The organism is Streptomyces sp. NPDC050674, assembly GCF_040654575.1.
In the GTDB taxonomy this organism is placed as follows: Bacteria; Actinomycetota; Actinomycetes; order Streptomycetales; family Streptomycetaceae; genus Streptomyces.
The window spans coordinates 11,416-37,702 of the sequence record NZ_JBFAIG010000013.1 but is presented as its reverse complement, the minus strand read 5'-3'; the positions used below and the strand labels follow the sequence as shown (position 1 = coordinate 37,702).

Sequence of the window (26,287 nt, the reverse complement as noted above, 5' to 3'; positions counted from 1 at the left end):
GGGTCCAGTAAACCGCCCGCCACTGACAGTTGGCGGGGCATCATCCGGCCCTCCGTCAGGCGTCCCTGCGGCGCACGCTCCAGGCTCCCGCCAGCAGGGCGGCGGCCGTCCACAGCGCGGTCACCGCCAGCCCCGACCAGGGGCCGAGGGTGCCCTCGGGGGTCTGTCTCAGCACCAGTTGCCCCGCCTTGTCGGGCAGGAAGTCGGCGACCGTGCCCGTCGCGTCGCCGATCACGAACGACACGACGAGGACGAACGGCACCAGCAGGGCGAGAGTCGCCACGCCGCTGCGCAGCAGGGCGGCGATCCCGGCGGCGAACAACGCCATCAGCATGAGGTAGACGCCGCAGCCCACGACACCGCGCACCTGCTCACCGGCGCCGAGTCCGCCGGCCGCGGCGCCGAGGCCCGCCCGGCCGGCGAGGAGCGCGGCGAGGGCGGTCACCAGCCCCACGAGGAGCGCCGGTACGGCGACGACGGCCGCCTTGGCCGCGAACCACCGGCCGCGCCGCGGCACCGCGGCCAGCGTCAGCCGCAGCGCCCCCGGGTGGAATTCCGACGACACGGCCATGGCCCCGAAGGCGATGGCCGCGATCTGGCCCGGCAGAACACCGGACAGGGCCATGAACAGCGGATCGAACCCCGGGTCGGAGGCGTCGGAGACCCCGGCGATCGCGGAGAAGGCCGTGGTGGCCGCGAACAGGGCCAGCAGCGCGCCCGGCAGCGAGCGCAGCGTGCGGATCTTCAGCCACTCGGAGCGCAGCAGGGGGGTGAAGTGCATGGTCAGGCCTCCTGGGGCTGTGCGGCGAACTCGGTCTCGGCACCGGTGAGGTCGAAATAGGCCTGCTCCAAGGTGCCCTCCTGGGCGGCCAGTTCCAGGACCGGGACGCCGGCGGCCGAGGTGATGCGACCGATGTCGTCCACGCGGGCGTCGTGCACGCTCCAGTGCCCGTCCGCGTGTTCCTCGGCGGCGTGGCCGTGCCGGGCGAGGACCGACCGAAGGGCGACGGGGTCGCTCGTGCGGATCCGTACGCGGGGCTGCACGCGCGCGTGGATGAAGTCCCGCATCGGGGTGTCGGCGAGCAGCCGGCCCCGGCCGAGGACGACGAGGTGGTCGGCGAAGGACGCGGTCTCGTTCATCAGGTGGCTGGAGACCAGGACCGTGCGGCCCTCGCCGGCGAGCCGCCGCAGCAACGTCCGGATCCACACGATGCCTTCGGGGTCCAGGCCGTTGGACGGCTCGTCGAGCATGACCACCTCGGGGTCGCCCAGCAGGGCGGCGGCGATGCCGAGCCGCTGGCGCATGCCCAGGGAGTACGTCCGCACACGGCGCCGGGCCACCGACGCCAGTCCCGTCTCCTCCAGCAGCTCGTCGACCCGTCGCTCCGGGACGCGGTTGCTCGCCGCCAGGACACGGAGGTGGTCGCGGGCGGTGCGGGAGCCGTGCGCGGCCTGGGCGTCGAGCAGGGCGCCCACGTGGCGCAGGGGTTCACGGAGCACCGGGTAGGGGCGGCCGCCGATCGTGGCCGAACCGGAGGTCGGCCGGTCGAGGCCGAGCACCAGCCGCATGGTGGTGGACTTCCCGGCGCCGTTCGGGCCGAGGAAGCCCGTGACGCGGCCGGGCAGCACGCGGAAGGTGAGCCGGTCCACGGCTCGCCGGCTGCCGAACTCCTTGGTGAGGTCCTGGACGTCGATGCTGGTCATGGCAGCAGCGTGGCCGACGGACCGGACCGCGGGCCTCCCCCCGCGGTGGCGGTCGTCTCCCCCGTGCGGGGGAGGCTCGCCGCCGGTGGGGGCTGGCACGATGACGCCATGGTCCGCATGCTGCGTCCCTTCACCCGGGCGGTGACGTACACCCGGTGGCTGCACCTCGCCATGGCCATCGTGTGGCCCGCCCTGTGGCTGTTCATCGACGAGGCGTGGTGGACCGTGGGCTCGGCGACCGTGCTGCTCGCTCTCGCGGGCCTCGTCCCCGCCATGCGGGTGGTGGAAGGACTCCAGGCCCGGCTGCTGCTGACCGGCCATCGGGACGGCGGCGAGGGCCCGGAAATCGTGGTCGCCTCCTCGTCCACCTGGGGCGACCGGGGGCGGATGGTGGTGTGGCTTCAGGCGCGGTTGTTCCTCGGGGTCCTGGTGACCCAACTGTGCGTGCAGCTCCTCCTGCTCACGCTGGACCTGGTGTCGACGTCGTTCGGCGATGAGCGCGCGGGCGACGCCTGGCTCGCCGTGGAAGGCCCTCACCGGTGGCACGCCCTGCTCGCGCCCCTGCCCCTGGCCGTGGCGGCCGGTGTCGTGGTCGGTTCGGGGCACCTCATCACCCGCATCGCCCTGCGTCTGCTCGGCCCCTCCCCCGACGAGCGGCTCGCCGCACTGGAGGAGCGCACGGAGCAGCTCCTCGAACGCACCCGTATCGCCCGCGAGTTGCACGACTCCATCGGTCACGCGCTCACCGTCGCCGTCGTGCAGGCGGGAGCCGCCCGGGCGGCGGGCGATCCCGCCTTCACCGAGCGCGCCCTCAGCGCCATCGAGGAGACGGGCCGGGCGGCGCTGGAGGACCTGGAGCGGGTGCTCGGCGTCCTGCGCGAGTCGGAGAAGCCGGTGAGCGCCCGGCCGACCCTCGCGGACGCCGACCGCCTGCTGGAGTCGGCCCGGGCGGCGGGGGCGAAGGTCGACGCCGAGGTGAGCGGCCCGGTGGAGAGCGTGCCCGGACCGGTCTCCCGGGAGGGCTACCGGATCCTCCAGGAGTCGCTGACCAACGTCCTGCGGCACGCCGGGGCGGTCCCGGTGCGCGTCCGGGTGCAGGTGGCCGGCGACTCGGTCGTCCTCGCGGTACGCAATCCGCTGCCGGCCGGGACGTCCGGTTCCGGGCGCGGCAGCGGCCTGCGCGGCATACGGGAGCGCGCGGCGCTGCTGGGCGGGCGGGCCAGGACCGGACCCGACGCGGGCGACTGGCAGGTTCATGCCGAACTGCCGTTGAGTTGATCTACGCTGGTCCGATGCCGGTCACCGTTCTCCTCGTCGACGACGAGCCCCTCGTGCGCGCGGGGCTTCGGGCCGTGCTGGAGGCACAGCCCGACATCGAGGTCGTCGGTGAGGCAGCGGACGGGGCGGCGGTGATCCCGCTCGTGCGGCGGCTGCGGCCGGACGTGGTCGCCATGGACGTCCGGATGCCGCTGATGGACGGCATCGAAGCCACCCGGGCGCTGCTGCGGACGGTCGACGAGCCGCCCCGGATCCTCGTGGTGACGACCTTCGAGAACGACGAGTACGTGTACGAAGCGCTGCGGGCGGGAGCCGACGGGTTCCTCCTCAAGCGGGCCCGGCCCGCCGAGATCGTGCACGCGGTGCGGCTGATCGCCGAGGGCGAGTCACTGCTGTTCCCGGCCTCGGTGCGGCAGCTCGCCGCCGAGTACGGCGACACCGGCGGCAACCGCGCGGCCCGGGCCGTGCTGGAGCGGGCCCGGCTGACCGAGCGTGAGGCCGAGGTGCTGCGCCTGATGGCGCGGGGTCTGTCGAACGCGGAGATCGCCGCCCGGCTGGTCGTGGGGACCGAGACCGTGAAGTCGCATGTCAGCTCGGTGCTGGCGAAGGTGGGGGCGCGTGATCGCACCCAGGCGGTGATCGTGGCGTACGAGTCGGGCTTCGTGGCGCCCGGCTGAGCGCCGAGGACCGGTGCCCCGCCCCTCGCCGGGGTGTGCCGTGCCGAAGTACGATCCGGCCATCACGCGCACGACCTGGGAGGACGGACGGTGGGGCGGCTGACCGGCGGGGACCCCTCGCTGCTGCGAAGGATCAACTCCGCGGTGGTGCTGCACGCGCTGCGTGCCACGGACTGCGCGACGCTGACCGAGATCACCCGGGTGACGGGGCTGTCCCGGCCGACGGTCGAGGGTGTCGTCGAAGGGCTCATCGAGGCCGGGCTCGTCGTGGAGAAAGCGGCCGAGGAGGGCGCTGCCCGGCGGCAGGGGCGTCCGGCGCGGCGGTTCCGTTTCCGGGCGGAGGCCGGGCATCTGCTGGGGCTGGAGATCGGGGCGCACCGGGTGGCCGCGCTGCTGTCCGACCTGGACGGCCGGGTCATCGGCGCCCAGGCCAAGGAGGTTCCCGAGACGGCGGGGGCGGACGAGCGGCTGGAGCGCCTGCGCGGGGCCGTCGCCGAGCTGCTGCGGCGGGCCGGGGTCGCGCGCGGTTCGCTGCGGGCCGTGGGTGTGGCGACGCCCGGGATCGTCGAGGCCGACGGCACGGTACGGCTGGGTACGGCGCTGCCGGGGTGGACGGGGCTGCGGCTGGGCGAGCGGCTGAGCCGGTCGTTCAAGTGCCCGGTGCTGGTCGAGAACGACGCCAACGCCGCGGTGGTCGCCGAGCACTGGAAGGGCGCGGCCACCGAGTCGGAGGACGTGGTGTTCGTGCTGGCGGGGCTCAGTCCGGGCGCCGGTTCGCTGATCGGGGGGCGGCTGCACCGGGGCTACGGCGGAGCGGCCGGCGAGATCGGCGCGCTGCATCTGCTGGGCCGGGGGGTGACGCCCGAGACCCTGCTCTCGACCACGGACGAGCCTTTGCACCCGCTCGACGAGCAGGCCGTCGCCGAGGTCTTCGCACAGGCCCGCGACGGCGACCGGCAGGCCCGGGCGGCCGTCGACCGCTTCCTCCAGCGCCTGGTCCACGACGTGGCGGCCCTCGTCCTCGCCCTGGACCCGGAGCTGGTCGTCATCGGCGGCTGGGCGGCGGGCCTGGACGGCGTCCTGGCCCCCCTCCGCGAGGAACTCGCCCGCTACTGCCTGCGCCCCCCGAAGGTGACCCTCTCGGGTCTGGGGGACGCGGCGGTGGCCACCGGCGCCCTGCGCCTGGCCCTGGACCACGTGGAGGAGCAGCTGTTCACGGTGGAACCGCGCTCCCTTTAAGGGCGCCGGGAACCACGCGATCGGCCACACCGGACGCGTGGCCCCGGTGAAGCGGGCCGTGACGCCAGGGACGGGCGCGCCGGGCAGCGCTCCCCATCGCGCCGCGCCGCCTCAGGACGACCTCCCCGGGCGGCGCCACCCACCGCACCTCACGGCCTCGGGTCAGGACGCCTGCTTCTGGGGTCCGGCGTGGATCTCCACACCCCCCGAGTCACCGAAGGTGAGCCGGCAGGTGTCGGCGCGATACGTCGCCACCGACAAGGCCGCCGTCCGGCCCCCGGCGACGAACCGCGTGGTCACCACCAGCACGGGCGCCCCGGGCAGCCGGTCCAGCTCCTTCGCCTCGTCGGCTCCGGCGGACCCGAGCTCCACCGCGTTCTCCTGCCGCTCCAGGTCAAGCCGCTGCAACTCGCGCAGCACCGCACGGGCGCGGGCCGCTCCGGACGGCGCGTCGATGCCGGAGAGGTCGGGCACCGAGGGCTGCGGGATGTAGAGCAGCTCCGCGGCCACCGGCCGGCCGTGCGAGACGCGGGAGCGGCGCACGATGTGCACGGACTCCTCCTTGCCGGTCCCCAGCGTCTCGGCGACGGCCGCCGGGGGCGCCGCCGCCGTGCAGTCGACGGGCTGCCAGGCGTCCTCGGGACCGCCCGGCCAGGTGTGCGGTCCGGTGCCGAGGGAGACGCCCACGCGCGGCGGCGCGACGGTCGTACCCACCCCCCGGCGGCGCTGGAGCCTGCCCTCGAGTTCGAGCTGCTCCAGGGCCTGGCGGAGCGTGGCGCGGGCGACGCCGAAGCGGGCCGCGAGGTCGCGCTCGTTCGGAAGGATCTCCCCCACCGAGAACTCCGAGTCGAGCGCCTGACTGAGCACGGTCTTGAGATGCCAGTACTTCGGTTCCTGCACCGATTCCAGCTGCGTGGTCCCCACCCTGTCCTCCGCAATCGCCGTGGTCGGCAGCGTTTCAGCGCCTTGTTTATTAAAGGTTGTTGCACTTCTCTGCGACCATAGGGCGGCCCTGATCCTTGGTCAAGACCAATGGCCGGGAACGTTCACGGCCCCGCAACAAGGCCTCCCGAGCGGGTCCGGGAGGTCCGGTCACCCGGCGGCCAGCGACCGCAGTTTGTCGGGGTTGCGGATGATGTAGACGGCTTGGACGCGGCCGTCGGCGACGTCGACCTGGAAGACGGAGTCGGGCTTGCCGTCGGAAAGGATCAGCGCGGCCGGGCCCGCGTTGAGTTCCACGAACCGCACGGACAGCCCGGGGAGGCTCTTCTGAGCGACGCCGACCAGGAAGCGGCCCACCTTGTCGGCGGACTCCAGCACCCGCAGCGGCGCCTGCGCCTTGCCGCCGCTGTCGCCGACCAGCCGGACCTCCGGGGCGAGCAGCGCCATCAGCCCTTCGAGGTCACCCTCGGCAGCGGCGGCGAGGAACCGTTCGGTGACGTTCCGGCGCTGGGCGGGGTCGACCTCGTAGCGCGGGCGCCGCTCGTCGACGTGCCTGCGGGCCCGCCCCGCCAGCTGGCGCACCGCCGGTTCACCGCGGTCGAGCATGGCGGCGATGTCGGCGTGGGGGAAGCCGAAGGCCTCGCGCAGCACGAACACGGCCCGCTCCAGCGGTGACAGCGACTCCAGGACGACGAGGACGGCGAGCGAGACGGAGTCGGCGAGCACGGCCCGCTCGGCGGTGTCGGGCACCGTGTCGCCGAAGTCGGTGACGTAGGGCTCGGGCAGCCAGGGGCCGACGTACGTCTCGCCGCGGGCCTTGATCTGGCGCAGGCGGTCGATGGCGAGCCGGGTGGTGATCCGCACGAGGTAGCCGCGTGGTTCGCGCACGTCGTCGCGGGCCGCGCCGGACCAGCGCAGCCAGGCCTCCTGGACCACGTCCTCCGCGTCGGCCACGCGGCCCAGCATGCGGTAGGCGACGCCCAGCAGGACCGGGCGGTGTGCTTCGAACACGTCGGTCGCGGTCTCGGTGGTCACGGCTCCATCCCAGCCCACCACTGCGGCCCTGTCCAGGCGGAACCGCCCCTTCCCGGACAGAATGGCCGACAGGGCGCCGGTGACCGGCGCACGGCTGCGGAGGTGGCGATGCGGTACGCGGTGCTGGGCACGGGACAGGTCGGACGCACGCTCGGCGGGCGGCTGGTGGAGCTGGGGCACGAGGTGCGGCTCGGCTCGCGCACGCGGGACAACACCGCCGCCGTGCAGTGGGCGGCCGCCGCCGGGCCGCGGGCGGGTGTGGGGACGTTCGCCGAGGCGGCCGGGTTCGGCGAGGTCGTGGTGAACGCGGTCGGCGGGCGGGTGGCCCTCACCGTGCTGGAGGCGGCCGGGGCGGAGAACGTCGAGGGGAAGGTCCTCGTGGACGTCTCCAATCCACTGGCGTTCGAGGAGGGGGAGCCGCGGCTGTCCCCGGTCGGGTCGGACAGCGTGGGTGAGCAGATCCAGCGGGCGTTTCCCCGGGCGCGCGTGGTGAAGACGCTCAACACGGTCAACTGCCGGGTGATGGTGGAACCGGACCGTGTGCCGGGCGAGCACAACGTCTTCGTGTGCGGGGACGACCCGGGCGCCAAAGAGCGGGTGACGGCACTGCTCGGGGAGTTCGGCTGGCCGGCGGACCGGGTGCTCGACCTCGGCGGCATCCGGGCGGCCCGCGCCGTGGAGATGTGGCTGCCCCTGTGGGTCGGCCTGTTCCAGAAGTTCGGGCACGGCGAGTTCAACCTGGAGCTGCGCCGGGCCCGTTGAGCGGCGCGGCGCCGTGCGGCCCGGGACACCATGGGGCTACCGGTGAGTAGCAATTGCTGACAAGCTGTCTACGGCGTCCGTCAGCGAGCACAGCCGAGGAGCACCCCATGTCCGCCAGCGTCTCCTTCAAAGTCGCCTCCCCGCGGGGCGAGCAGAGCGTGACCCTGTCCTACACCCGCCGGGGCAGCGGCGAGCCGCTGCTCCTGCTGCACGGGATCGGCCACCACCGGCAGGCGTGGGAACCGGTGATCCCGGCGCTCGCGGCCGAGCGCGACGTGATCGCCGTGGACCTGCCCGGCTGCGGTGAGTCACCGGCCCTGCCGGACGGCATGGCGCACGACCTGCCCACGATGAGCACGGTCCTCACGGCACTGTGCGAGGCGCTGGAGATCGAACGGCCGCACGTCGCCGGCAACTCCCTGGGCGGCCTGCTGGCGCTGGACCTGGCCCGGACGCAACGCGTCCGCTCGGTCACCGCCCTGTCCCCCGCCGGGTTCTGGAACGACGCCGAGCGCCGCTACGCCTTCACGGTGCTGGCGACGATGCGGCAGATCGCCCGGCGCATGCCGCCGCCCCTGGTGGAACGGCTGGCCCGCCCGGCCCTGGGCCGCACCCTGCTGACGAGCACCATCTACGCCCGCCCGGGCCGCCGTTCCCCCGAGGCCGTGGTCGCCGAGACGCTGGCACTGGCCCGGGCCCAGGGGTTCTCCGAGACGCTCCGCTCCGGCCGGACCGTGCGGTTCACCCACGACATCGTGGGCACGCCGGTCACGGTGGCGTGGGGCAACCGGGACCGGCTGCTCATCCCCCGCCAGGGCGTGCGCGCCAAGGGCGTCATCCCCGGGGCCCGGCTGGTGCGCCTGCCCGGCTGCGGGCACGTCCCGATGAACGACGACCCGGCGCTGGTGGCCCGGGTCCTGCTCGACGGCAGCCGCTGAGCCGCCCAGGGGGCGGCGCTGCGTCTAAGGTCTGCCCCCATGAGGTCACCGCAGAGCGCCCCGGGCGAGGGCGAGGCGTCCGCCGCCTGGGAACTGCTGCTCCCCGCCGCGTCCGCACCGGCACGCACCCGGGGCCGGTCCCTCCAGGCGGCACTGCGTGAGGCGGTCCGCTCGGGCCGCCTCGCCCCGGGCACTCGGCTGCCCTCGAGCCGGGACCTCGCCGCCGACCTCGGGGTGTCGCGCGGTCTGGTCACGGAGGCGTACGAGCAGCTGACGGCGGAGGGTTATCTGCGCAGCGGCCGGGGCGCCGGGACCTGGGTGGGCGCGGCGGTCCGGGCCGCGCAGCCGCGGGCGCACGACCTCGCTCCCCGGTCGCCCGGCTCGCGGGCGGACTTCGTGCCCGGGACACCGGACCCGGCCCTCTTCCCCCGTGCGGCGTGGGCCGCGGCGCACCGCGGTGTGCTGGCCGAACTGCCCCACCAGGAGCTCGGGTATCCCGATCCGCGCGGACTCCCGCGGTTGCGTACCGCACTGGCCGAACTGCTCGCCCGGCGGCGGGGCGTGGTGGCCGACCCCGAGCGGATCGTGGTCGTCTCGGGGGTGACCCAGGCGACGACCCTGCTCGGTTTCGCGCTGCACGCGCGCGGGATGACCACGGTGGGCGTGGAGAACCCGGGCAGCCCCCAGCACGACGCGCTGTACGGCGCGGCCGGAGTCACCGCCGTACCGCTGCCGGTGGACGAGGAGGGGGTCACCCCGAAGTCTCTGTGGGCGTCGGGCGTACGGGCCGTGGTGACCACTCCGGCCCACCAGTTCCCCACCGGCATCGCCTACTCGGCCCGGCGCCGTGCCGCGTTGCTGGACTGGGCGCGGTCCGTCGACGGCATCGTCCTGGAGGACGACTACGACGGCGACTTCCGCTACGACCGCGCACCCGTCGGCGCGCTCCAGGGCCTCGACCCGGACCACGTGGCCTACACGGGCTCGGTCAGCAAGTCCCTCGCCCCGGGCCTGCGGCTGGGCTGGCTCCTGGTGCCGGAGTCCTGGGCGCAGGAGATCGTCGAGCGCAAACGCGCCATGGATCTCGGCCACCCGGCCCTGGACCAGGCGCTGTTCGCGCGTTTCCTGGAGCGCGGCGACTACGACCGCCAGCTGCGCCGCTGCCAGCGCGCCTACCGCGAGCGGCGTGACGCGCTGGTCGCCGCCCTGGACACGCACTTCCCCGGCGCGCAGGTGTCCGGGATCGCCGCCGGCCTGCATGTGATCGTCACGCTGCCGGCGCGGTCCGGACCCGAGGAGCGCTTCCTCGCACGGGTGGCGGCGGCGGGGGTTGCGGTGCGCCCGCTGTCGGCGTACCGCCACCCCGGCACCGGGTCCGGGGAAACCGAGAGGATCCGGCTCGTCCTGGGCTATGCCCATGTGTCCCCGGCGCGGATCGCCGAGGGCGTGCGCCTGATGGCGGAGGCCGCGGCCGGGTGAGGCGGCCGGTTCGCCGGTTCCCTCGCCCCGCGGCCGGTTGTTCACTTGGGGTTCGTGTGCGCGCCGCGGCGGGCCAGTAGGAGTGGCTGTGCACACTTGGCCGGATCCCGTCCCTGGAGGCGCATCCATGTCCCACCGTCCGTTGCCCGGGCGCCGTAGCGTCCTGCGTGGCTCCCTCGCCGCGTCGGCGGCCCTGTCCTTGCCCACCGCTCTCGGCGCGGCACCCGCCTTCGCACGCTCGGGGCGCCCGACGGCGGGGTGGGGTGTGCAGGCGGGAGACGTGACCTGCGACTCCGGGCTGGTGTGGGTGCGCTCCGACCGGCCGGCCCGGATGGTCGTCGAGACCTCGGCCACCGAGTCGTTCCGCAACGCCCGCAGATGGCACGGCCCGCTGCTGGGCCCGGGCACCGACTTCACCGGCACGACCCGGCTGCGCGGCCTGCCGTCCGGCGAGCAGATCCACTACCGCGTGCTGCTCGCCGACCCGGACGACCCGCGCCGCACCGGCGAACCGGTCAGCGGCACCTTCCGGACCGCGTCCGCCAAGCGCCGCGACGGCGTGCGGTTCGTCTGGTCCGGCGACCTGGCCGGGCAGGGCTGGGGCATCAACCCGGAGTTCGGCGGCTACACGATCTACAACGCGATGGCCGCCCTCGACCCGGACTTCTTCCTGTGCAGCGGCGACAACATCTACGCCGACGGCCCGATCACCCAGGCCGTGTCCCTGCCCGACGGCCGGACCTGGCGGAACATCACCACCGAGGAGAAGGCGAAGGTCGCCGAGACGCTCGGGGAGTTCCGCGGCAACTTCCGCTACAACCTGCTCGACGAGAACCTGCGCGCCTTCAACGCCCGGGTCCCGTCCATCATCCAGTGGGACGACCACGAGGTCACCAACAACTGGTACCCGGGTGAGATCCTCACCGACGCCCGCTACACCGAGAAGCGCGTCGACGTGCTCGCCGCCCGCGCCCGCCGGGCCTTCTCGGAGTACTTCCCGATCTCCACGCTGCGCCGCCCCGACGGCCGCGTCTACCGCGTGCAGCACCACGGGCCGCTGCTGGACGTCTTCGTCCTGGACATGCGCACCTACCGCAACGCCAACTCGCCGGACGACCAGCCGGCCGACCCGCAGGGCATCCTCGGCCGCGAGCAACTCCAGTGGCTCAAGCGCGAGCTGTCCCGCTCCCGGGCCGTGTGGAAGGTGATCGCCTCCGACATGCCGATCGGCCTCGTCGTCCCGGACGCGCCGAACATCGAGGCCGTCGCTCAGGGCGACCCCGGCAAGCCGCTCGGCCGTGAATTGCAGATCGCCGAACTGCTGCGGTTCGTCAAGCACCGCCGGATCACGGGCACGGTGTGGCTGACCGCCGATGTGCACCACACCTCGGCGCAGCACTACCAGCCGTCGAGGGCCGCCTTCACCGACTTCGAGCCGTTCTGGGAGTTCGTCTCGGGCCCGCTCAACGCCGGTGCCTTCCCGGCGAACGCGCTCGACGGCACCTTCGGCCCGGACCGCGTGTTCGTGAAGGCCCCGACGACCGCCAACGTGTCGCCGGCCGGAGGCTTCCAGTTCTTCGGCGAGGTCGACATCGACGGCCACAGCGGGGAGCTGACGGTCCGTCTGCGGGAGCAGGACGGCACCGTGTTGTTCACGCAGGTGCTCCAGCCGGGCCGGGTCGGCCAGTAGTACGGAACGCAACGTTTGAAAGGACGGTAAAGGGGGGAAGCTCCCCCCTTTACCCGGTGGTCACAAAGCGTTCTCGATCGTGCAACACCACTCCGTCACAGTGGGTGCATGACGCGAGACGTGACTTCTGTGCCGCACCACCTCGACGACTGCCGCACCGCCACACCGTGGCAGCGGATCGCGCAGGCGTTCCGGACGTGGCGAACACGCCGCCACGAACACGCCCCGCCGACCGGTGATACCGGGTCCCCGGCGCCACAGGCGGTGCCGGGGGCGAACACCCTGTGGCGGATGCGGACCACGGTCCAGGACGAGCCGGGATCGCTGGCGGCCCTCTGCGCGGCCCTGGCGGGACGGCGCGTCGACATCCTGAGCCTCCAGACGCACCCGCTGGGCGCGGGCACGGTCGACGAGTTCCTGCTGCGGGGCCCGGACGGTCTGCCGGCGTCCGCGATCACCACGGCCGTCGAGTCGGCCGGTGGCGCCGACACCTGGATCGAACGGGCCGACGCGCACGACCTGGTGGACGCGCCGACCCGGGTCCTCGGGCTCGCCGCCCGCACCGCCCTGGACTCGGCGGAACTTCCCCTCGCCCTGCGGCAGTTGCTCGGCCGGTGCACGATCCGCTCCCAGCCCGCTCCGGCCGGCGCCGGCCAGGTGCCGGGCAGCGCGCCGGTGGAAGGCGCCTTGGACGACACGGTGATGCGGCTGCGCGCCCCGGAAGGCGGAGTGATCACCGTGGAGCGGCCGTATCTGCCGTTCACCCCGACCGAGTTCGCCCGGGCCAGGGCCCTGGTGGAACTGGACGCCCGGCTCGGCCCGCGCCTGCCGCACGGCCGGGAGGAGCTCACGCTGGCCGAGGGCAGCGACATCACCGTGCGGCGGGCCGACACGCGCGACCTCGAAGCGGCCAGGGCGATGCACGAGCGGTGCTCGGCGCACACGCTGAAGCAGCGCTATCACGGGCCCGTCGGTGACGCCGACCGGTACCTGACCCACCTGCTCGGGCCGCGCCACGGCCGCACTCTGGCCGTGCAGACCGCCTCCGGCCGGATCGTCGGGCTGGGCCACCTCCTGTGGGACGGGGACGAGACGGAGGTCGCGCTGCTCGTCGAGGACGCGTGGCAGCGGCGGGGTGTCGGGGCGGAGCTGCTCGGGCGGCTGGTCGGGATGGCTGTCGAGGCCGGCTGCTCGAGCGTGTACGCCGTGACGCAGGCGTCCAACACGGGGATGGTCGCCGCGATGCGCGGGCTCGGGCTGCCTCTCGACTACCAGGTCGAGGAAGGGACGCTGGTCATCACGGCGCGGCTGGGTGAGCCCGTGGTGACGGGTGCGGAGGGGCTGGGGAGCGCCTCCGCGTCGTAGGCGCCGTCGTCAGAGGGCGGGTGCGGGTTCACCGTGGCTCGTCGCGCAGTTCCCCGCGCCCCCGAAAGGGCCGGACAGTGCCTGGTCGAGATCGTTCCACAGGTCCTCCACGTCCTCCAGGCCCACCGACATGCGCAGGAGCTGATCGCTGACCCCGGCTCCCCGGCGGTCGTCCGCGTCGACGATGCGGTGGCTGATGGAGGCCGGGTGCTGGATGAGCGTGTCCACGCTGCCCAGGCTCACCGCGGGGGTGATGAGGCCCACCCGGGCGATGACCTCGTGGGGGTCGCCGTGCACCTCGAAGGCGACCATGGCACCGCCGATGCGCGGGTAGTGCACCCGGGCGATCCGCGGGTCGGCGGCCAGACGCCGGACCAGTTCGGCGGCGGTTACGGAGGCCGCCCGGACCCGGACCGGCAGGGTGGACAGGCCGCGCAGCAGCAGATAGCCGGCCAGCGGGTGCAGGACACCGCCCGTGGCGAAGCGCACCTGGCGCAGCCGTCCGGCGAACTCCTCGTCACAGGCGACCACGCCGGCGAGCACGTCGCCGTGCCCGCCGAGGTACTTGGTGGCGCTGTGCAGGATCAGCCGGGCGCCCTGCTCGGCGGGACGCTGCAGAACGGGTGTGGCGAAGGTGTTGTCCACCAGCAGCGGCACCGAACCGCAGGCGTGGGCGACGGCCCGCAGGTCGACCTCGGCGAGGGTCGGGTTGGCCGGGGACTCGACCAGGACCAGGCCGGTGTCCGGGCGCAGCGCGTGGGCGACACCGGCCGGGTCGGTCCAGGTCACCTCCGAGCCGAGCAGTCCGGCGGTCAGCAGATGGTCGCTGCACCCGTAGAGGGGGCGTACGGCCACGACGTGGCGCAGGCCCATCGCGCCGCGGACGAGGAGGACGGCGCTCAGTGCCGCCATGCCGCTGGCGAACGCCACCGCCGCCTCGGTGCCCTCCAGCCGGGCCAGGGCGGTCTCGAAGCGGGCGACGGTCGGGTTGCCGAGCCGCCCGTAGACCGGCGGGCCGTCCGGCTCGGCGCCGGTGGTGGCGAACGCGTCGATGCGGGCCGCCTCGCCGCGGCTGTCATAGGACGGGTAGGTGGTGGACAGGTCGATCGGCGGGGCGTGCAGCCCCTGCCGGGCGAGGTCGTCCCGCCCGGCGTGCACGGCCTCGGTGGCGAGGGCTCGCGGTGCGGTGCGTACGTCGTCGTGGGCGCGCGTGCTCGTTGTGTCCATGTCCATGGTGGGCAAGGGTGAACATGGACCGGGCCTTCGGCGCGCAACCCCGTGTTACGTTCGGCCCATGGCTGAATCCGTCGTACTGGATCCGGTGGATCTCCATCTGCTGCGGCTGTTGCAGAACGACGCCCGGGCGACGTACCGGGATCTCGCCGCGCAGGTCGGGGTGGCGCCGTCGACCTGTCTGGACCGGGTGACGCGGCTGCGCCGCTCGGGCGTGATCCTCGGGCACCGGCTGGAACTGGATCCGGCCAAGCTGGGGCGCGGCCTGGAGGCCTTGTTGTCGGTGCAGGTCAGACCGCACCGGCGGGAGCTGGTGGGGCCGTTCGTGGAGCGGATCCGCGCTCTGCCGGAATCGCGGACGGTCTTCCATCTGACCGGGCCCGACGACTACCTGGTCCATGTCGCCGTCGCCGACATGGCCGATCTCCAGCGGCTGGTGCTGGACGAGTTCACCTCGCGCCGGGAGGTGGCGCGGGTGGAGACCCGGCTGATCTTCCAGCAGTGGGAGTGCGGGCCGCTGCTGCCGCCTTCGCCCACGGCTCAATCCGCGTGACGTGCGCGGTCCCTCGTACGAGGATGGCCGCATGCCTGAGATCAACAGCCAGCTGCCCCGCGAAGTCGCCGACGCCTACGTCGACGAGCTCGTCGCCCTCGATCCGATCACCGGTACCTTCCTCGGCGTCAAGGAGAGTTCGAGCAGGTTGCCGGACACGTCGCCGGAGGGCCAGGAGGCGCTCGCGGAGCTGGCGCGCCGGACGCTGGCCCGGCTGGACGAGGCCGAGCGGCTGCCCGGCGCGGACAGCGACATCGAACGCCGTTGCGCACGGCTGCTGCGCGAGCGGCTCAGCGCCGAACTCGCGGTGCACGAGGCCGACGAGAGCCTGCGGTCCGTCAGCAACCTGAGTTCCATCGCCCACTCGGTGCGGCAGGTGTTCACCGTGACACCGGCGCGGACCGAGGAGGACTGGGCGGCCATCGCGGAGCGGCTGCGCGCGGTCCCCGCCGCGCTGGAGGGCTACCGCCGCTCCCTGGCGCTCGGCCTGGAGCGCAAGCTGTACGGCGGCCCCCGCGCCACGGCCACCTTCCTCCGGCAGCTCGGCGAGTGGGCCGGCGCCGACGAAGGCCACGGCTGGTTCGAGCAGTACGCCGCCGCCGGTCCCGAGGCCCTGCGCCAGGAGCTGGACAGCGCCGCCCGCTCGGCCACCGAGGCCGTCGTGCGCCTGCGTGACTGGATGCGGGACGTGTACGCGCCGGCGATCGAGGGCGCGCCGGACGTGGTGGGCCGGGAGCGCTACGCGCGCTGGGTGCGCTACTTCAACGGCACGGACCTCGACCTGGACGAGGCCTACGCCTACGGCTGGTCCGAGTACCACCGCCTCCTCGGCGAGATGAGGACCGAGGCCGAGAAGATCCTGCCGGGCGCCGCCACCCCGTGGGAGGCGCTGGCCCACCTGGATGCGCAGGGCACCCACATCGAGGGGGTCGACGAGGTCCGCGACTGGCTCCAGAGCCTCATGGACGAGGCGATGGACGCGCTCGACGGCACCCACTTCGACCTGGCCGAGCGGGTGCGCCGGGTGGAGTCGCGCATCGCCCCTCCGGGCAGCGCCGCCGCCCCCTACTACACGCCGCCGTCGGACGACTTCTCACGCCCGGGCTGCACCTGGCTGCCGACCATGGGAGAGACGCGCTTCCCGGTCTACGACCTGGTGTCGACCTGGTATCACGAGGGCGTGCCCGGCCACCACCTCCAGCTGGCCCAGTGGAAGCACGTGGCGCGGGACCTCTCCCGGTACCAGGCGAGCGTCGGCATGGTGAGCGCCAACGCCGAGGGCTGGGCGCTGTACGCGGAGCGGCTGATGGACGAACTGGGCTTCCTGACCGACCCGGAGCGCCGGCTCGGCTACCTGGACGCGCAGATGATGCGGGCCGTGCGCGTCATCATCGACATCGGCATGCACCTGGAGCTGACGATCCCGGACGACTCGCCCTTCCACCCCGGCGAGCGCTGGACGCCCGAGCTGGCGCAGGAGTTCTTCGGCTCGCACAGCAGCCGCCCCGCGGACTTCGTGGAGAGCGAGCTGACCCGCTATCTGTCCATGCCGGGCCAGGCGATCGGCTACAAGCTCGGCGAGCGGGCCTGGCTGCTGGGCCGCGAGAACGCCCGCAAGCGGCACGGCGACGCCTTCGACCCGAAGGCATGGCACATGGCGGCGTTGTCGCAGGGGTCGCTGGGGCTGGACGACCTGGTGGACGAACTGTCGCAGCTGTAGTCCCGGCGCCGGTGGCGCGGCCCCGGGAGGGCTTCCGTCAGCGCGGCGTTCGCAGCTGGAGCCGGACGAGGTCCAGCCAGGTCTCCGGGCCCGGCCGGACCCGTGCGGTGCGGACCGTGTAGGTGCCGGGTTCCAGGGCCACCCGGACCTGGTCGGTGTCCGCGAGGCCCGTCCCGGGCCAGGCCGCGTCGAAGAGGCGCACGGGCCCGGGCACCTTCCAGGACGTCCGCGGTCCCCACTCCGCCTCGGCGGTCGCCGCCGGGACGCTCGCCAGCAGTTCGTCCTCCACGTCACCGGCGCACCACCGGACGAACAGGCCGTGGTCGGGCAGATAGGCGGTCGAGGCGGGCTCGTCGCCCAGGACCAGGGCGGTGCAGTCGCCGACCGGGAGGAGGCCGATCTGGCCGTCCACCTCACAGGCCCGGTCGTAGTCCGAGGCCGTCTCCTCGCCGTCGGCACCCGCCCAGAACGGCAGAACGGTCTCCGGTACCGCTATCAGCGGCCCGCCGCCCGACTCGACCCATTCCACCGCGCCCGGCTCCGCGTATCGCACCATGGCGCAAGAACCTACAGGGTCAACCGGCGGCGCCAGAGCGTGGGTTCAGCAGCCGCAGTCTCCGCCGACGGGGGCCGTCAGGGGGTCCGGGACCCGGCGCTCGGGCCCCTGCCAGGTCTCGAACGTGAAGCCCTCGCGCACCCAGTACTCGAAGCCGCCGAGCATCTCCTTCACCCGGTAGCCGAGCTCGGCGAGGGCGAGGGCCGCGCGGGCGGCGCCGTTGCAGCCGGGGCCCCAGCAGTAGGTCACGACCGGCACCGACCGGTCGAGGAGCCGCGCGGCCTGCTCGGCGACGAGCGCGGTCGGCAGGTGGACCGCGCCAGGGACGTGGCCCTGGTCCCAGGCCTCGGTGGAGCGCGAGTCGACGAGGACGAAGCCGGGGTCGCCTCCGGCGTCGAGCGCGGCGGCGACATCGGACACGTCGGTGTGGAAGGCGAGACCGGCGCGGAAGTGCGCTGCGGCCTCCGCCGGAGCGGCGGGGGCGACGCGCAGGACGGGGTTCACGGTGGTGGTCATGCGACACAAACTACGGCCGGCGCTCCCGCCTCTGAAGGGACGATCCCCGGCGCTGGGCTTGATCCGCCGGGGATTCCCCTGCTATTCCTCGGCGGTGACCGAGTATTCCCCGGACGCCACCGACTGGCGCATCCTCGACATCCTCCAGCGGGATGGCCGGGCCGGTTTCGCCGAGCTGGCCCGCGCCGTGTCCATGTCCGCCAGCGCGGTCACCGAACGGGTGCGCCGCCTGGAGGAGGCAGGGATCATCCAGGGCTACGCGGCCGTGGTCGACCCGGAGCGGCTGGGGCTGCCGATCCTGGCGTTCGTGCGCCTGCGGTACCCGAACGGCAACTACAAGCCCTTCCACGACCTGGTCGCCGTCACGCCCGAGATCCTGGAGGCGCACCATGTCACGGGGGACGACTGTTTCGTCATCAAGGTCACGGCCCGCTCGATGCGTCACCTGGAGGAGGTGTCGGGGAAGATCGGTGCGCTGGGCTCGGTGACGACGAGCGTGGTGTACTCCTCGCCCCTCCCCCGGCGCCCCCTGGGCCGCTGAGTCAGCCCGCGCCGCGCTGCCGCAGCACCGACCCGGACCGGCCCTTGACCACTTCGAGCTGGGCGTGGATCCGCCGCCGCAGGTCGGCGACATGGCTGACGATGCCGACGCTGCGGTCGCGTTCGCGCAGCGAGTCCAGCACGTCGAGGACCTCGTCGAGGGTCTGGTCGTCGAGGCTGCCGAAGCCCTCGTCGATGAAGAGGGTGTCCAGCCGCACCCCGCCCGCCTCGTCGGTGACGACGTCCGCGAGGCCCAGGGCCAGGGCGAGCGAGGCGAAGAACGTCTCACCGCCGGACAGCGTGGCCGTGTCCCGCTCGCGGCCGGTCCAGGCGTCGACGACGTGCAGCCCGAGCCCGCTGCGGCCGCGTCCGGTGCGGTCGTCGGAGTGGACGAGGGTGTAGCGGCCGGAGGACATGCGGCGCAGCCGTACCGTCGCGGCGGCGGCGACCTGCTCCAGCCGGGCCGCCAGCACGTACGACTCCAGGCGCATCCGGCGTTCGTTGTCCGCGGAGGTGCCGGCGGCGAGGCCGGCCATCCGGGCGACGCGGTCGTACTCCCGGCGCAGCGGCGCGATCCGGTGCACGGAGGCGGTCGCCCGGGCGGACAGCCGGTCGAGTTCGGCGCAGCGCCGGCCGGCGGCGTCGTGGGCGGAGGCGGCGTCGCGTACCCGCCGGGCCGCCTCGTCGGCGGCCCGTTGCGCCGCGTCCAGGTCGGCCCGCGGGACCTGCGCAGCCGCGGCCGTGTCGGCCTCGGCGAGGACGGCCCGTACGGCGGCCTCCTCGTGCTGCCAGGCGTCGAGCCGGCGTTGCAGCTCGCGGTGGGCGGCGTTGTCGAGGAGGGCGGCGGCCGCGGCCTGCGGGGTCTCGAAGCCGGCGCGGAAGGCGGCGTCGGCGAGCCGGGCGTCGGCGTCCTTGAGCCGCTGGGCGGTGTCCTCGGCCACGCGGACGGCGTCGGCGGCGTCGCTGAGCAGCACGGTGCGCCGCTCCAGCTGCGCGGCCCGCGCCGCGACGCTGTCCAGGGAGCCCCGCGCCCGCTCCAGTTCCTCCTCCAGAGTGGCCCGTTCCCGGTCCAGGCGCTCCCGGTGACCGACCCGCGAGGCGGCCCGTACCGCGGCCTCCTGCCGGGCGGCGAGGCGCCGTTCGTGTTCCTGCCCGGCCTGCCGCAGGCGCTCCTGCGCGGCGTGCAGCTCGGCGGCGGCGCCACGGGCCCGCTCGTACTGCTCCTCCAGCTCCGCCGCCTGCCGGGCGAGTTCACCGGTGGGCGTGTCACCGGCCTCGGCGGTGGCGGCGGCGAGCGCCTCCCGGACGACGCCGAGCCGCCGTTCGTCCTCGGCGCGCTGTTCCTCGGCGCGCTGGTGGGCGGTGAGGGCGCGCTCCTCCGCCTCACGGTCGACGTGCCCGGCGACCTTGCGGGCGGGGGCGGGGTGTTCGGTGGCGCCGCAGACGGCACAGGGTTCGCCGTCGGTGAGGTGGGCGGCCAGTTCCGCCGCGATGCCGTTCAGGCGCTGTTCCTTGAGGTCGAGCCAGTGCTGCTTGGCCCGCAGCGCCTCGTCCCGCGCGCAGCGCACCCGCTCGACCGCCCGGTCCGTGTCCTGGGCGAGCTGGTCGCGCATGCGGGCGGCCTTCAGCCGCTGCTGGGCGGGCTCGCGCCGTACGGTGAGCTGTTCGGCGAGGGCGGCGGCCTGTTGTGCGGAGTCGACCCGGCTCTGGAGCGCGGTGCGGGTCTCCTCCCAGCCGTCGAGCCAGGCCTGCGCCTCGTGGAGCAGCTCCGTGTCGGCGCGCTCCTGGCGGTCCAGTCCGGTGCGCTCGTCGAGGAGTTCGGCCAGCCGCCGCTCGGCGCGGCGGGCCGCGTCGAGCCCGCCCAGTTCCTCGGCGGCCCGGCGTGCGGCGGCGGCGAGCCCGGCCGCTCCGGCGTCGGTGAAGCTCTCCGGCAGCTGGGCGCGGGCGCGGGCCTCGGCGGCGGTGGCGCGGCGGTGCTCGGCGTCCGCGGCATCGCGCAGCTCCAGGGCGGGCGCGACCGTTTCCGCCTTGCGGGCCCGCTCCATGAGCGCCTGCGCCTCCCGGTAGGCCTCGGCTCCCTGCTCCAGGCGCGCCGCCCTTTCCCGTGCCTGGGTGAACCGGCGCTGGAGCCGGTCCAGTTCGCGGACGTCGTCCAGGACGCGGTCGGCTGCGGCCTGGGCGGACTCGGCGGCGGTGAGCGTGCACGCGGCGACGGTGAGCTGTTCGCGGGCGGTGCTGCGGGCGACGGCGGCCGCGCTCAGCACGGCCTCGGCGAGTCCCGGTTCGCCGGGGGCGAGTTCGGGCAGCTCCATGGCGTCGCCCGCGGCCTGCTGCATGCGGTGGGCGTCGGCCAGCAGCTCGGCGTCCCCGTCCCGCACCCGGGCCTCGGTGACGCGGCGGCGTTCGGCGAGGCGCTTTTCGACGTCGGCGAAGCGGCGGGTGTCGAACAGCCGGCCCAGCAGCTTGCCGCGGGCCTCGGCGTCGGCGCGCAGGAACCGGGCGAAGTCGCCCTGCGGCAACAGCACGACCTGGCAGAACTGCTCACGGCTCATGCCGAGCAGCTGGGTGATCTCCTCACCGATCTCCTGGTGGGAGCGGCTCAGGTCCTTCCATGCGCCGGCCGCCCTGTCGTACTCGCGCAGCCAGGTCTGGGCCTTGTCCAGGGTCGTGCCGGTGCCGCGTTTCTTGGGGCGCTCCCAGGGCGGCTGCCGGGTGACCTCCAGACGGCGTCCGGCGACGGTGAGTTCGAGGGCGACCTCGGTGCGCGTCGCGGGCGCGGCGTGGTCGCTGCGCAGGGCCGTGCCCTGGCCGCCGCCCTGCCGGGCGCCCGGCACCGAGCCGTACAGGGCGTAGCAGACGGCGTCGAGCACGGAGGTCTTGCCCGCGCCGGTGGGGCCGTGCAGCAGGAAGAGACCGGCCGCCGACAGCTCGTCGAAGTCGACGGTCTGGGTGCCCGAAAAGGGCCCGAAGGCGGTGACCGTGAGCCGGTGGAGCCTCACCGGGCCACCTCCCGCACGCTCTCGTCGGCCCGCACCGCGTCGAACGCGTCCCGCAGCACGCCCTGTTCGTGCGGGTCGGGTCCGGCGCCGCGCACATGGGCGACGAAGTCCTCCGCGATCTCCTGGTCGCTGCGGCCGGCCAGGCGCCGGGCGTAGGACACCTCGGACTCCTCCTCGTCGCGGTCGGGGTCGAAGACGAGGCTGAGTGTGTGCGGGAAACGCTCGGTGAGCCGGGCCATCGGGTCGGCCGGGCGGACGGGGTCGGTGAGGGTCGCCTCGACCCACGCGTCCTCGTGCCCTGCCAGGCCGGGGTCGGCGAGCAGGTCCTCCAGCGTGCCCCGGATGCGGGCCAGGGCGCGCGGCACCGGGCAGTCGAGGCGCTCGGCGTCGACGGAGCCGTCGGCGGCCAGGTCGACCAGCCACATGCTCTTGCGGTGGGCGGCCTCGGAGAAGGAGTAGGGCAGGGGGGATCCGGAGTAGCGGACGCGGTCGGTGAGGGTCTGGCAGCCGTGCAGATGCCCGAGCGCCACGTAGTCGACGCCGTCGAACACGCCGGCGGGCACCGCGGCGACGCCGCCGACGGTGATGTCCCGTTCGCTGTCGCTGGGTTCACCGCCGGTGACGAAGGCGTGCGCGAGGACCACGGAGCGGGTGCCGGGGGCGCGGTCGGCGAGGTCGGCGCGGACCCGGTCCATGGCGGCGGCGAGCACGGTTTCGTGCCCGGCCTTCTCCACGCCGAACTCGTCCTTGACCAGAGCCGGTTCGAGGTAGGGCAGGCCGTAGAAGGCGACGTCCCCGTGGGTGTCGGACAGCACCACCGGGGTGCCCGCCGCCGACGGCTCGGTGCGCAGATGGATGCCGGCCCGTCCGATCAGGCCCGCGCCGACGCCGAGACGGCGGGCGGAGTCGTGGTTCCCGGAGATCATCACCGTCGGCACACCGAGGTCGGCGAGGCGGTGCAGGGCGTCGTCGAACAGCTCGACCGCGGCGAGCGGCGGCACCGCCCGGTCGTACACGTCTCCCGACACCAGCACCGCGTCCACGGCCCGCTCCCGCACGGTCGTGACGAGGTGGGCGATGAACTCGGCCTGGGCCCCGAGCATATTGACCCGGTGGAACGCCCGGCCGAGGTGCCAGTCGGAAGTGTGCAGCAGTCTCATGATCCCCCGAGACTAACCGCCGGGTCTGACAGCACGGGCGGTTACTCCCGTATCGACCGTCATCTCCCGCCACGGAAGCGACCCTTATGACCGCTTCGGTCCGGAACGTCAGGCGTCCCCGTACGCCTCGCCGCCCGGCTCGAAGCCGGCCGTGCCGGAGGTCACGTCGGCGAGCCAGGCCCGGAAGGGCTCGACGTCCGCGTCCGGGAGGGCGATCTCGATCGTGACGGCTTCGGCGTAGCGCACGTCCCGGACCTCGCGCCCGGTGGTCCGCAGGTCGTTCTCGAGCCTGCCGGCCCGCTGGTGGTCGACGGTGACCGTGGCGAGCCGGTACCGGCGGCGGGTGCGGGTGCCGAGGGCGTCCAGCGCCTCGCCGACCGCTCCGCCGTAGGCCCGGATGAGTCCACCCGCGCCGAGTTTGACCCCGCCGTAGTAGCGGGTGACGACGGCGACGACGTACCGCATGTCCCGGCGCAGCAGCATCTGGAGCATGGGGACGCCGGCGGTGCCGCCCGGTTCGCCGTCGTCGCTCGCCTTCTGGACGCAGGCGTCCGCGCCGATGACGTAGGCCCAGCAGTTGTGGCTGGCGTCGGCGTGCTCCTTGCGGACCGCGGCGATGAAGTCCTGGGCCTCCCGCTCGGTGGCCGCCGGGGCGAGGGCGCACAGGAAGCGGGAGCGGTTGACCTCGGTCTCGTGCACGCCGGCGGCGGCGACCGTGCGGTATTCGTCCTGCATCCGGCCAGCCTATGCGCGGGCCGGGGACTACTTCTTCGCGCCCCGGGGCACGGTCACGGACGTGAGCAGCGCGGTGCCGGCCTCGAGGGCCCGCCAGGCCGTGCCGCGCCAGGACAGGACGGCGATCGCGCAGGTGGGGAATTTGGTGCGGACCTGCTCCAGGGTGTCGTCGAGGCCGTCGCCGGCGAGGGCCAGGACCAGTTCCTCGAGGCCCGGGTTGTGGCCGATCAGCAGCAGTGTCTCCACCTCGGCGGGCGCCTCGTGCACGACGGCCAGCAGGCCCGACGGGCCGGCGGCGTAGAGCCGGCGGTCGTACCGGACCGGCGGGGGTGTGCCCCACTCGGCGGCGGCCAGGTCCCAGGTGCCGCGGGCGCGCAGGGCGGTGGAGCACAGTGCGAGGTCCGGCAGGAGATCGGCGTCGGCCAGGGCCCGCCCGGCCGCGGGGGCGTCCCGGCGGCCGCGCGGGGCGAGGGGTCGTTCGTGGTCGGCGACGTCCAGGGGCCAGGCGGACTTGGCGTGCCGGAGCACGATGAGGCGGCGCAGCGGGCCCGCTCCGGCTCGTTCGATCATGACGGTGCTCCCAGGTCGCGGGTGAGATCGAGGCCGAGGAGGCGGTCGGCGTAGGCGTAGGTCTCGAAGCGGGCGCCGTCGGCCAGGTCCGGCCGGGTCTCGACCTGGCGCAGCACGTCCAGCACCCGGGGCAGGTCCAGGTCGTCTTCCCAGGCGTCGCGCAGCCTCCCGCGCACGTCGTCGGGGATCGGCCGCGAGGGCTGCCGCGCCCAGCGGGCGACCGCGGTGCGCCAGCGGGCGAGGGTGGCGCGGGCGCCGTCGACGTCGGCCGCCTCCGGCCGGGCGGGGGCGCTGTGGTGCCGGGTGAGCAGGGCGAGGCGCAGGGCGGCGGGGTCGCCGTGTCCGGGCGGGTCCGTCTGGACCGGCGCGACGGTGATCAGTACCCCGTCGGGCGGCGCCCCGCCCTGGGCGGCGACGTGGAGGGCCTGGGACTCGCCCAGGCTTGCGCCGACGTCGGGGCTGTCCTCGAAGGGGCGGATGTTCAGGGTCGCGGCCCGCGCGCGCAGTTCCGCCTGGCGGTGGCCGCCGGTCAGCAGTGCCCACACCGGCGTGCCGCCCAGTTCCAGGGTCCTGACGAGCAGGTCCCCGACGAGCAGCACCCGAAGGTTCGTGGTGTCGGAACCGGGCGCGTGCACCTCGACACGGGTCAGGCCCCGGCGGGCCGGGGCGGCGTCGACCGGCTGGCCGGTCCGGGCGTCGGTGATGCGCAGCACGAGGTGAGCGTAGGCGGGAAGGCCGTCGCACGCGGGCAGGTTCGGGGTTTCCCGGCCGCCGTGGCGGGATCACCGCGCCCGGGGCGGGTCCGGCCGCTCGTCACGGGACAGGGTGCCCAGGAACCGCACGTGCGGCCGCCCCTCGGGGCCTTCGCGGCTGACGGCGGCGCGCACTCCGTACACGTCGGCGATGAGTTCCGCGGTGAGGACGTCTCCCGGAGTGCCCCCGGCCACGGCCCGTCCCTCGTGCAGCACCACGACCCGGTCGCAGTACATCGCCGCCAGGTTGAGGTCGTGCAGGGCGACGACGGTGGTGACCGGCAGGCCGGTGACGAGGGTGAGCAGATCGAGCTGGTGGTGGATGTCGAGGTGGTTGGTGGGCTCGTCGAGGAGGAGCTCACGGGGTTCCTGGGCGAGCGCCCGGGCGATCTGCGCGCGCTGGCGTTCGCCGCCCGAGAGAGTGTGCCAGGACCGGCCGGAGCAGTCGGCGAGGCCCGCGCGCTCCAGGGCGGCGCGCACCGCCCGCTCGTCGTCCGCCGAGGCCGGTGTCCAGGCTCGGCGGTGCGGGATCCGGCCCAGCCGTACGACGTCCTCGACCGTGAACTCGACCTGGGTGTCGGACTGCTGCTCGACCACGGCGAGGCGCCGGGCGACCGTGCGGCGGGGCAGCTCACCGAGCGGTGTGCCGTCGAGCGTGACGACTCCGCAGGTCGGGGCGAGCAGCCCGGCCAGCAGGCGCAGCAGCGTGGACTTGCCGGAGCCGTTGGGGCCGAGGACACCGACGGTGGAGCCGGTCTCCGGTGCGAGGACCACGCCGTCCAGGATGAGGCGCCCGTCGGTGCGGCGGCCGACCCGGTCGGCCCGCAGGCCCGCGTCCGGTGACGCCGTGGTGCCGCTCATCCGGACCTCCGTGTCCGGTACAGCACCGCCACGAAGGCCGGCACCCCGATCAGCGACGTCACGACCCCCACCGGGATCTCCTGCGGGTCCAGGACGGTGCGGGCCAGGGTGTCGACCCACACCAGGAACACCGCCCCGGCGAGGCCGGTGACCGGCAGGAGCCGGGCGTGCCCGGGCCCGGTCAGGGCGCGGGCGGCGTGCGGCAGGACCAGCCCGACGAAGCCGATCGCCCCGGCCGAGCTGACCAGCGCCGCCGTGAGCAGGGCGGTGACGCACAGCAGCACCAGACGGGTGCGGGCGACGGACACCCCGAGCGCGGCCGCCGCGTCCTGCCCGAAGGCGAAGGCGTCGAGGGTACGGGCGTACGCCAGGCACACCACCAGCGCCACGGCCAGCACGGCCAGGCACAGCCACACGTCGGTCCAGCCGGCGCCGCCGAGCGAGCCGAGGAGCCAGAACAGCACGCCGCGGGTCGTCTCGGCGTCGGCGGCGGTCAGCACGACGAAGGAGGTGAGCGCCGAGAAGAGCTGCATGGCTGCGACGCCCGCGAGGACGACCCGGTCGGTGGTGCCGCCGAGGGTGTGACTGAGCAGCAGCACCAGGGCGAACGACACCAGGGCGCCGAGAAACGCGCCCGCCGGGACCGGGAGGGCACCGCCGCCCACGCCGAGCACGACGACCAGGACCGCTCCGGTGGAGGCGCCGGAGGACACCCCGAGCACGAAGGGGTCGGCCAGCGGGTTGCGCAGCAGCGACTGCATCACCGCCCCGCACACGGCCAGTCCGGCCCCGCACACGGCCGCGAGCAGGGTGCGCGGCAGCCTCAGTTGCCAGACGATCCCGTCCCGGATCGGCGTCAGCCGCGAACTGCCGAGACCGAGATGGGCGGCGACCACGGACCACACGTCGGCGACCCGTATGTCGGCGGGACCGATGGTGACGGCCACGGCGAGGGAGGCCATGAGCGCGACCGCCCCGGCCGC

Annotated in this window: 25 protein-coding genes; 11 read left to right on the top strand and 14 right to left on the bottom strand. The window is 74.4% G+C overall.

All coding sequences use genetic code 11. The annotated features are described in order from the left end of the window. Positions 1–55: 55 nt before the first annotated feature. Entirely contained in the window at positions 56–781 is a 726-nt protein-coding gene (locus tag AB0I06_RS21875; RefSeq protein ID WP_363120496.1) for an ABC transporter permease, read from the bottom strand. A 2-nt stretch (positions 782–783) separates the two neighbouring features. Then, a complete protein-coding gene (locus tag AB0I06_RS21870) occupies positions 784–1,704 on the bottom strand; it encodes an ATP-binding cassette domain-containing protein (RefSeq protein ID WP_363120495.1) in 921 nt (306 codons plus the stop codon). 108 nt (positions 1,705–1,812) lie between these two features. Between AB0I06_RS21870 and AB0I06_RS21865 the strand changes: the two genes are divergently transcribed. The 3 genes from AB0I06_RS21865 (at position 1,813) to AB0I06_RS21855 (ending at position 4,898) form a co-directional block, all read left to right on the top strand. Next, positions 1,813–2,982, top strand: a complete 1,170-nt coding sequence (locus AB0I06_RS21865; protein ID WP_363120664.1) for a histidine kinase — start codon at positions 1,813–1,815, stop codon at positions 2,980–2,982. A gap of 14 nt (positions 2,983–2,996) precedes the next feature. Further along, positions 2,997–3,659: a response regulator transcription factor gene (locus AB0I06_RS21860; protein ID WP_363120494.1), complete on the top strand. Its 663-nt coding sequence runs from the start codon at positions 2,997–2,999 to the stop codon at positions 3,657–3,659. Between the two features lie 90 nt (positions 3,660–3,749). Continuing rightward, entirely contained in the window at positions 3,750–4,898 is a 1,149-nt protein-coding gene (locus AB0I06_RS21855; RefSeq protein WP_363120493.1) for an ROK family transcriptional regulator, read from the top strand. Between the two features lie 162 nt (positions 4,899–5,060). Here the strand turns inward: AB0I06_RS21855 and AB0I06_RS21850 are convergent, their stop codons facing one another. Together AB0I06_RS21850 and AB0I06_RS21845 are read right to left on the bottom strand one after the other, a co-directional pair. After that, a complete protein-coding gene (locus AB0I06_RS21850) occupies positions 5,061–5,822 on the bottom strand; it encodes a GntR family transcriptional regulator (protein WP_363120492.1) in 762 nt (253 codons plus the stop codon). Positions 5,823–5,990: 168 nt separating this feature from the next. Beyond that, positions 5,991–6,875 (bottom strand): RNA polymerase sigma-70 factor, encoded by an 885-nt coding sequence (locus AB0I06_RS21845; protein WP_363120491.1) that lies wholly within the window; start codon positions 6,873–6,875, stop codon positions 5,991–5,993. A gap of 108 nt (positions 6,876–6,983) precedes the next feature. Here AB0I06_RS21845 and AB0I06_RS21840 point away from each other — a divergent pair, with 108 nt between their 5' ends. The 5 genes from AB0I06_RS21840 (at position 6,984) to AB0I06_RS21820 (ending at position 13,109) form a co-directional block, all read left to right on the top strand. Beyond that, entirely contained in the window at positions 6,984–7,637 is a 654-nt protein-coding gene (locus AB0I06_RS21840; RefSeq protein WP_363120490.1) for an NAD(P)-binding domain-containing protein, read from the top strand. Positions 7,638–7,744: 107 nt separating this feature from the next. Beyond that, entirely contained in the window at positions 7,745–8,575 is an 831-nt protein-coding gene (locus AB0I06_RS21835) for an alpha/beta fold hydrolase (RefSeq protein ID WP_363120489.1), read from the top strand. A 39-nt stretch (positions 8,576–8,614) separates the two neighbouring features. Beyond that, positions 8,615–10,054, top strand: a complete 1,440-nt coding sequence (locus AB0I06_RS21830) for a PLP-dependent aminotransferase family protein (protein ID WP_363120488.1) — start codon at positions 8,615–8,617, stop codon at positions 10,052–10,054. A gap of 127 nt (positions 10,055–10,181) precedes the next feature. Next, complete coding sequence (locus AB0I06_RS21825) at positions 10,182–11,744, top strand: alkaline phosphatase D family protein (RefSeq protein ID WP_363120487.1); 1,563 nt, start codon at positions 10,182–10,184, stop codon at positions 11,742–11,744. A 108-nt stretch (positions 11,745–11,852) separates the two neighbouring features. Beyond that, the gene (locus tag AB0I06_RS21820) at positions 11,853–13,109 is read left to right on the top strand and encodes a GNAT family N-acetyltransferase (protein WP_363120486.1); all 1,257 of its coding nucleotides are present in this window, start codon (positions 11,853–11,855) and stop codon (positions 13,107–13,109) included. 9 nt (positions 13,110–13,118) lie between these two features. Here the strand turns inward: AB0I06_RS21820 and AB0I06_RS21815 are convergent, their stop codons facing one another. Next, positions 13,119–14,336, bottom strand: a complete 1,218-nt coding sequence (locus tag AB0I06_RS21815; protein ID WP_363120663.1) for a PLP-dependent transferase — start codon at positions 14,334–14,336, stop codon at positions 13,119–13,121. Positions 14,337–14,403: 67 nt separating this feature from the next. Between AB0I06_RS21815 and AB0I06_RS21810 the strand changes: the two genes are divergently transcribed. Further along, on the top strand, positions 14,404–14,895 hold the full coding sequence (locus AB0I06_RS21810) for an Lrp/AsnC family transcriptional regulator (RefSeq protein WP_363120485.1): 492 nt from the start codon (positions 14,404–14,406) through the stop codon (positions 14,893–14,895). 31 nt (positions 14,896–14,926) lie between these two features. Further along, positions 14,927–16,615 carry a DUF885 domain-containing protein gene (locus AB0I06_RS21805; protein WP_363120484.1) on the top strand — a complete coding sequence of 563 codons (1,689 nt, stop codon included), beginning with the start codon at positions 14,927–14,929 and terminating at the stop codon, positions 16,613–16,615. A gap of 37 nt (positions 16,616–16,652) precedes the next feature. Here the strand turns inward: AB0I06_RS21805 and AB0I06_RS21800 are convergent, their stop codons facing one another. After that, positions 16,653–17,171 (bottom strand): immunity 21 family protein, encoded by a 519-nt coding sequence (locus tag AB0I06_RS21800; protein WP_363120483.1) that lies wholly within the window; start codon positions 17,169–17,171, stop codon positions 16,653–16,655. A gap of 45 nt (positions 17,172–17,216) precedes the next feature. Beyond that, positions 17,217–17,687, bottom strand: a complete 471-nt coding sequence (locus AB0I06_RS21795; RefSeq protein ID WP_363120482.1) for a rhodanese-like domain-containing protein — start codon at positions 17,685–17,687, stop codon at positions 17,217–17,219. A gap of 94 nt (positions 17,688–17,781) precedes the next feature. On the opposite strand from AB0I06_RS21795, the gene AB0I06_RS21790 reads away from it, so the two are divergent. Further along, positions 17,782–18,228 carry an Lrp/AsnC family transcriptional regulator gene (locus AB0I06_RS21790; RefSeq protein WP_363120481.1) on the top strand — a complete coding sequence of 149 codons (447 nt, stop codon included), beginning with the start codon at positions 17,782–17,784 and terminating at the stop codon, positions 18,226–18,228. Between the two features lies 1 nt (position 18,229). Here the strand turns inward: AB0I06_RS21790 and AB0I06_RS21785 are convergent, their stop codons facing one another. The 7 genes from AB0I06_RS21785 to AB0I06_RS21755 form a co-directional block, all read right to left on the bottom strand. Next, on the bottom strand, positions 18,230–21,226 hold the full coding sequence (locus AB0I06_RS21785) for an SMC family ATPase (protein ID WP_363120480.1): 2,997 nt from the start codon (positions 21,224–21,226) through the stop codon (positions 18,230–18,232). Next, positions 21,223–22,386: an exonuclease SbcCD subunit D gene (locus AB0I06_RS21780; protein ID WP_363120479.1), complete on the bottom strand. Its 1,164-nt coding sequence runs from the start codon at positions 22,384–22,386 to the stop codon at positions 21,223–21,225. The genes AB0I06_RS21785 and AB0I06_RS21780 overlap by 4 nt, the downstream gene beginning before the upstream one ends. A gap of 108 nt (positions 22,387–22,494) precedes the next feature. Beyond that, positions 22,495–23,121, bottom strand: a complete 627-nt coding sequence (locus AB0I06_RS21775) for a YigZ family protein (RefSeq protein WP_363120478.1) — start codon at positions 23,119–23,121, stop codon at positions 22,495–22,497. A 27-nt stretch (positions 23,122–23,148) separates the two neighbouring features. Continuing rightward, a complete protein-coding gene (locus AB0I06_RS21770; protein WP_363120477.1) occupies positions 23,149–23,691 on the bottom strand; it encodes a histidine phosphatase family protein in 543 nt (180 codons plus the stop codon). Continuing rightward, positions 23,688–24,404, bottom strand: a complete 717-nt coding sequence (locus AB0I06_RS21765) for a hypothetical protein (RefSeq protein WP_363120476.1) — start codon at positions 24,402–24,404, stop codon at positions 23,688–23,690. Before AB0I06_RS21765 ends, AB0I06_RS21770 begins: the two co-directional genes overlap by 4 nt. Before the next feature lie 69 nt (positions 24,405–24,473). Continuing rightward, a complete protein-coding gene (locus AB0I06_RS21760; RefSeq protein ID WP_363120475.1) occupies positions 24,474–25,304 on the bottom strand; it encodes an ABC transporter ATP-binding protein in 831 nt (276 codons plus the stop codon). Next, a complete protein-coding gene (locus AB0I06_RS21755) occupies positions 25,301–26,266 on the bottom strand; it encodes an iron chelate uptake ABC transporter family permease subunit (RefSeq protein WP_363120662.1) in 966 nt (321 codons plus the stop codon). The genes AB0I06_RS21760 and AB0I06_RS21755 overlap by 4 nt, the downstream gene beginning before the upstream one ends. Between the last annotated feature and the right edge of the window lie 21 nt (positions 26,267–26,287).

Excerpts from the sequence above, each read along its gene's own strand:
- AB0I06_RS21875 (WP_363120496.1), bottom strand. The coding sequence starts at position 781 with ATGCACTTCACCCCCCTGCTGCGCTCCGAGTGGCTGAAGATCCGCACG.
- AB0I06_RS21870 (WP_363120495.1), bottom strand. The coding sequence starts at position 1,704 with ATGACCAGCATCGACGTCCAGGACCTCACCAAGGAGTTCGGCAGCCGG.
- AB0I06_RS21865 (WP_363120664.1), top strand. The coding sequence starts at position 1,813 with ATGGTCCGCATGCTGCGTCCCTTCACCCGGGCGGTGACGTACACCCGG.
- AB0I06_RS21860 (WP_363120494.1), top strand. The coding sequence starts at position 2,997 with ATGCCGGTCACCGTTCTCCTCGTCGACGACGAGCCCCTCGTGCGCGCG.
- AB0I06_RS21840 (WP_363120490.1), top strand. The coding sequence starts at position 6,984 with ATGCGGTACGCGGTGCTGGGCACGGGACAGGTCGGACGCACGCTCGGC.
- AB0I06_RS21835 (WP_363120489.1), top strand. The coding sequence starts at position 7,745 with ATGTCCGCCAGCGTCTCCTTCAAAGTCGCCTCCCCGCGGGGCGAGCAG.
- AB0I06_RS21830 (WP_363120488.1), top strand. The coding sequence starts at position 8,615 with ATGAGGTCACCGCAGAGCGCCCCGGGCGAGGGCGAGGCGTCCGCCGCC.
- AB0I06_RS21825 (WP_363120487.1), top strand. The coding sequence starts at position 10,182 with ATGTCCCACCGTCCGTTGCCCGGGCGCCGTAGCGTCCTGCGTGGCTCC.
- AB0I06_RS21820 (WP_363120486.1), top strand. The coding sequence starts at position 11,853 with ATGACGCGAGACGTGACTTCTGTGCCGCACCACCTCGACGACTGCCGC.
- AB0I06_RS21815 (WP_363120663.1), bottom strand. The coding sequence starts at position 14,336 with ATGGACACAACGAGCACGCGCGCCCACGACGACGTACGCACCGCACCG.
- AB0I06_RS21810 (WP_363120485.1), top strand. The coding sequence starts at position 14,404 with ATGGCTGAATCCGTCGTACTGGATCCGGTGGATCTCCATCTGCTGCGG.
- AB0I06_RS21805 (WP_363120484.1), top strand. The coding sequence starts at position 14,927 with ATGCCTGAGATCAACAGCCAGCTGCCCCGCGAAGTCGCCGACGCCTAC.
- AB0I06_RS21800 (WP_363120483.1), bottom strand. The coding sequence starts at position 17,171 with ATGGTGCGATACGCGGAGCCGGGCGCGGTGGAATGGGTCGAGTCGGGC.
- AB0I06_RS21795 (WP_363120482.1), bottom strand. The coding sequence starts at position 17,687 with ATGACCACCACCGTGAACCCCGTCCTGCGCGTCGCCCCCGCCGCTCCG.
- AB0I06_RS21780 (WP_363120479.1), bottom strand. The coding sequence starts at position 22,386 with ATGAGACTGCTGCACACTTCCGACTGGCACCTCGGCCGGGCGTTCCAC.
- AB0I06_RS21775 (WP_363120478.1), bottom strand. The coding sequence starts at position 23,121 with ATGCAGGACGAATACCGCACGGTCGCCGCCGCCGGCGTGCACGAGACC.
- AB0I06_RS21770 (WP_363120477.1), bottom strand. The coding sequence starts at position 23,691 with ATGATCGAACGAGCCGGAGCGGGCCCGCTGCGCCGCCTCATCGTGCTC.
- AB0I06_RS21760 (WP_363120475.1), bottom strand. The coding sequence starts at position 25,304 with ATGAGCGGCACCACGGCGTCACCGGACGCGGGCCTGCGGGCCGACCGG.
- AB0I06_RS21755 (WP_363120662.1), bottom strand. The coding sequence starts at position 26,266 with ATGGCCTCCCTCGCCGTGGCCGTCACCATCGGTCCCGCCGACATACGG.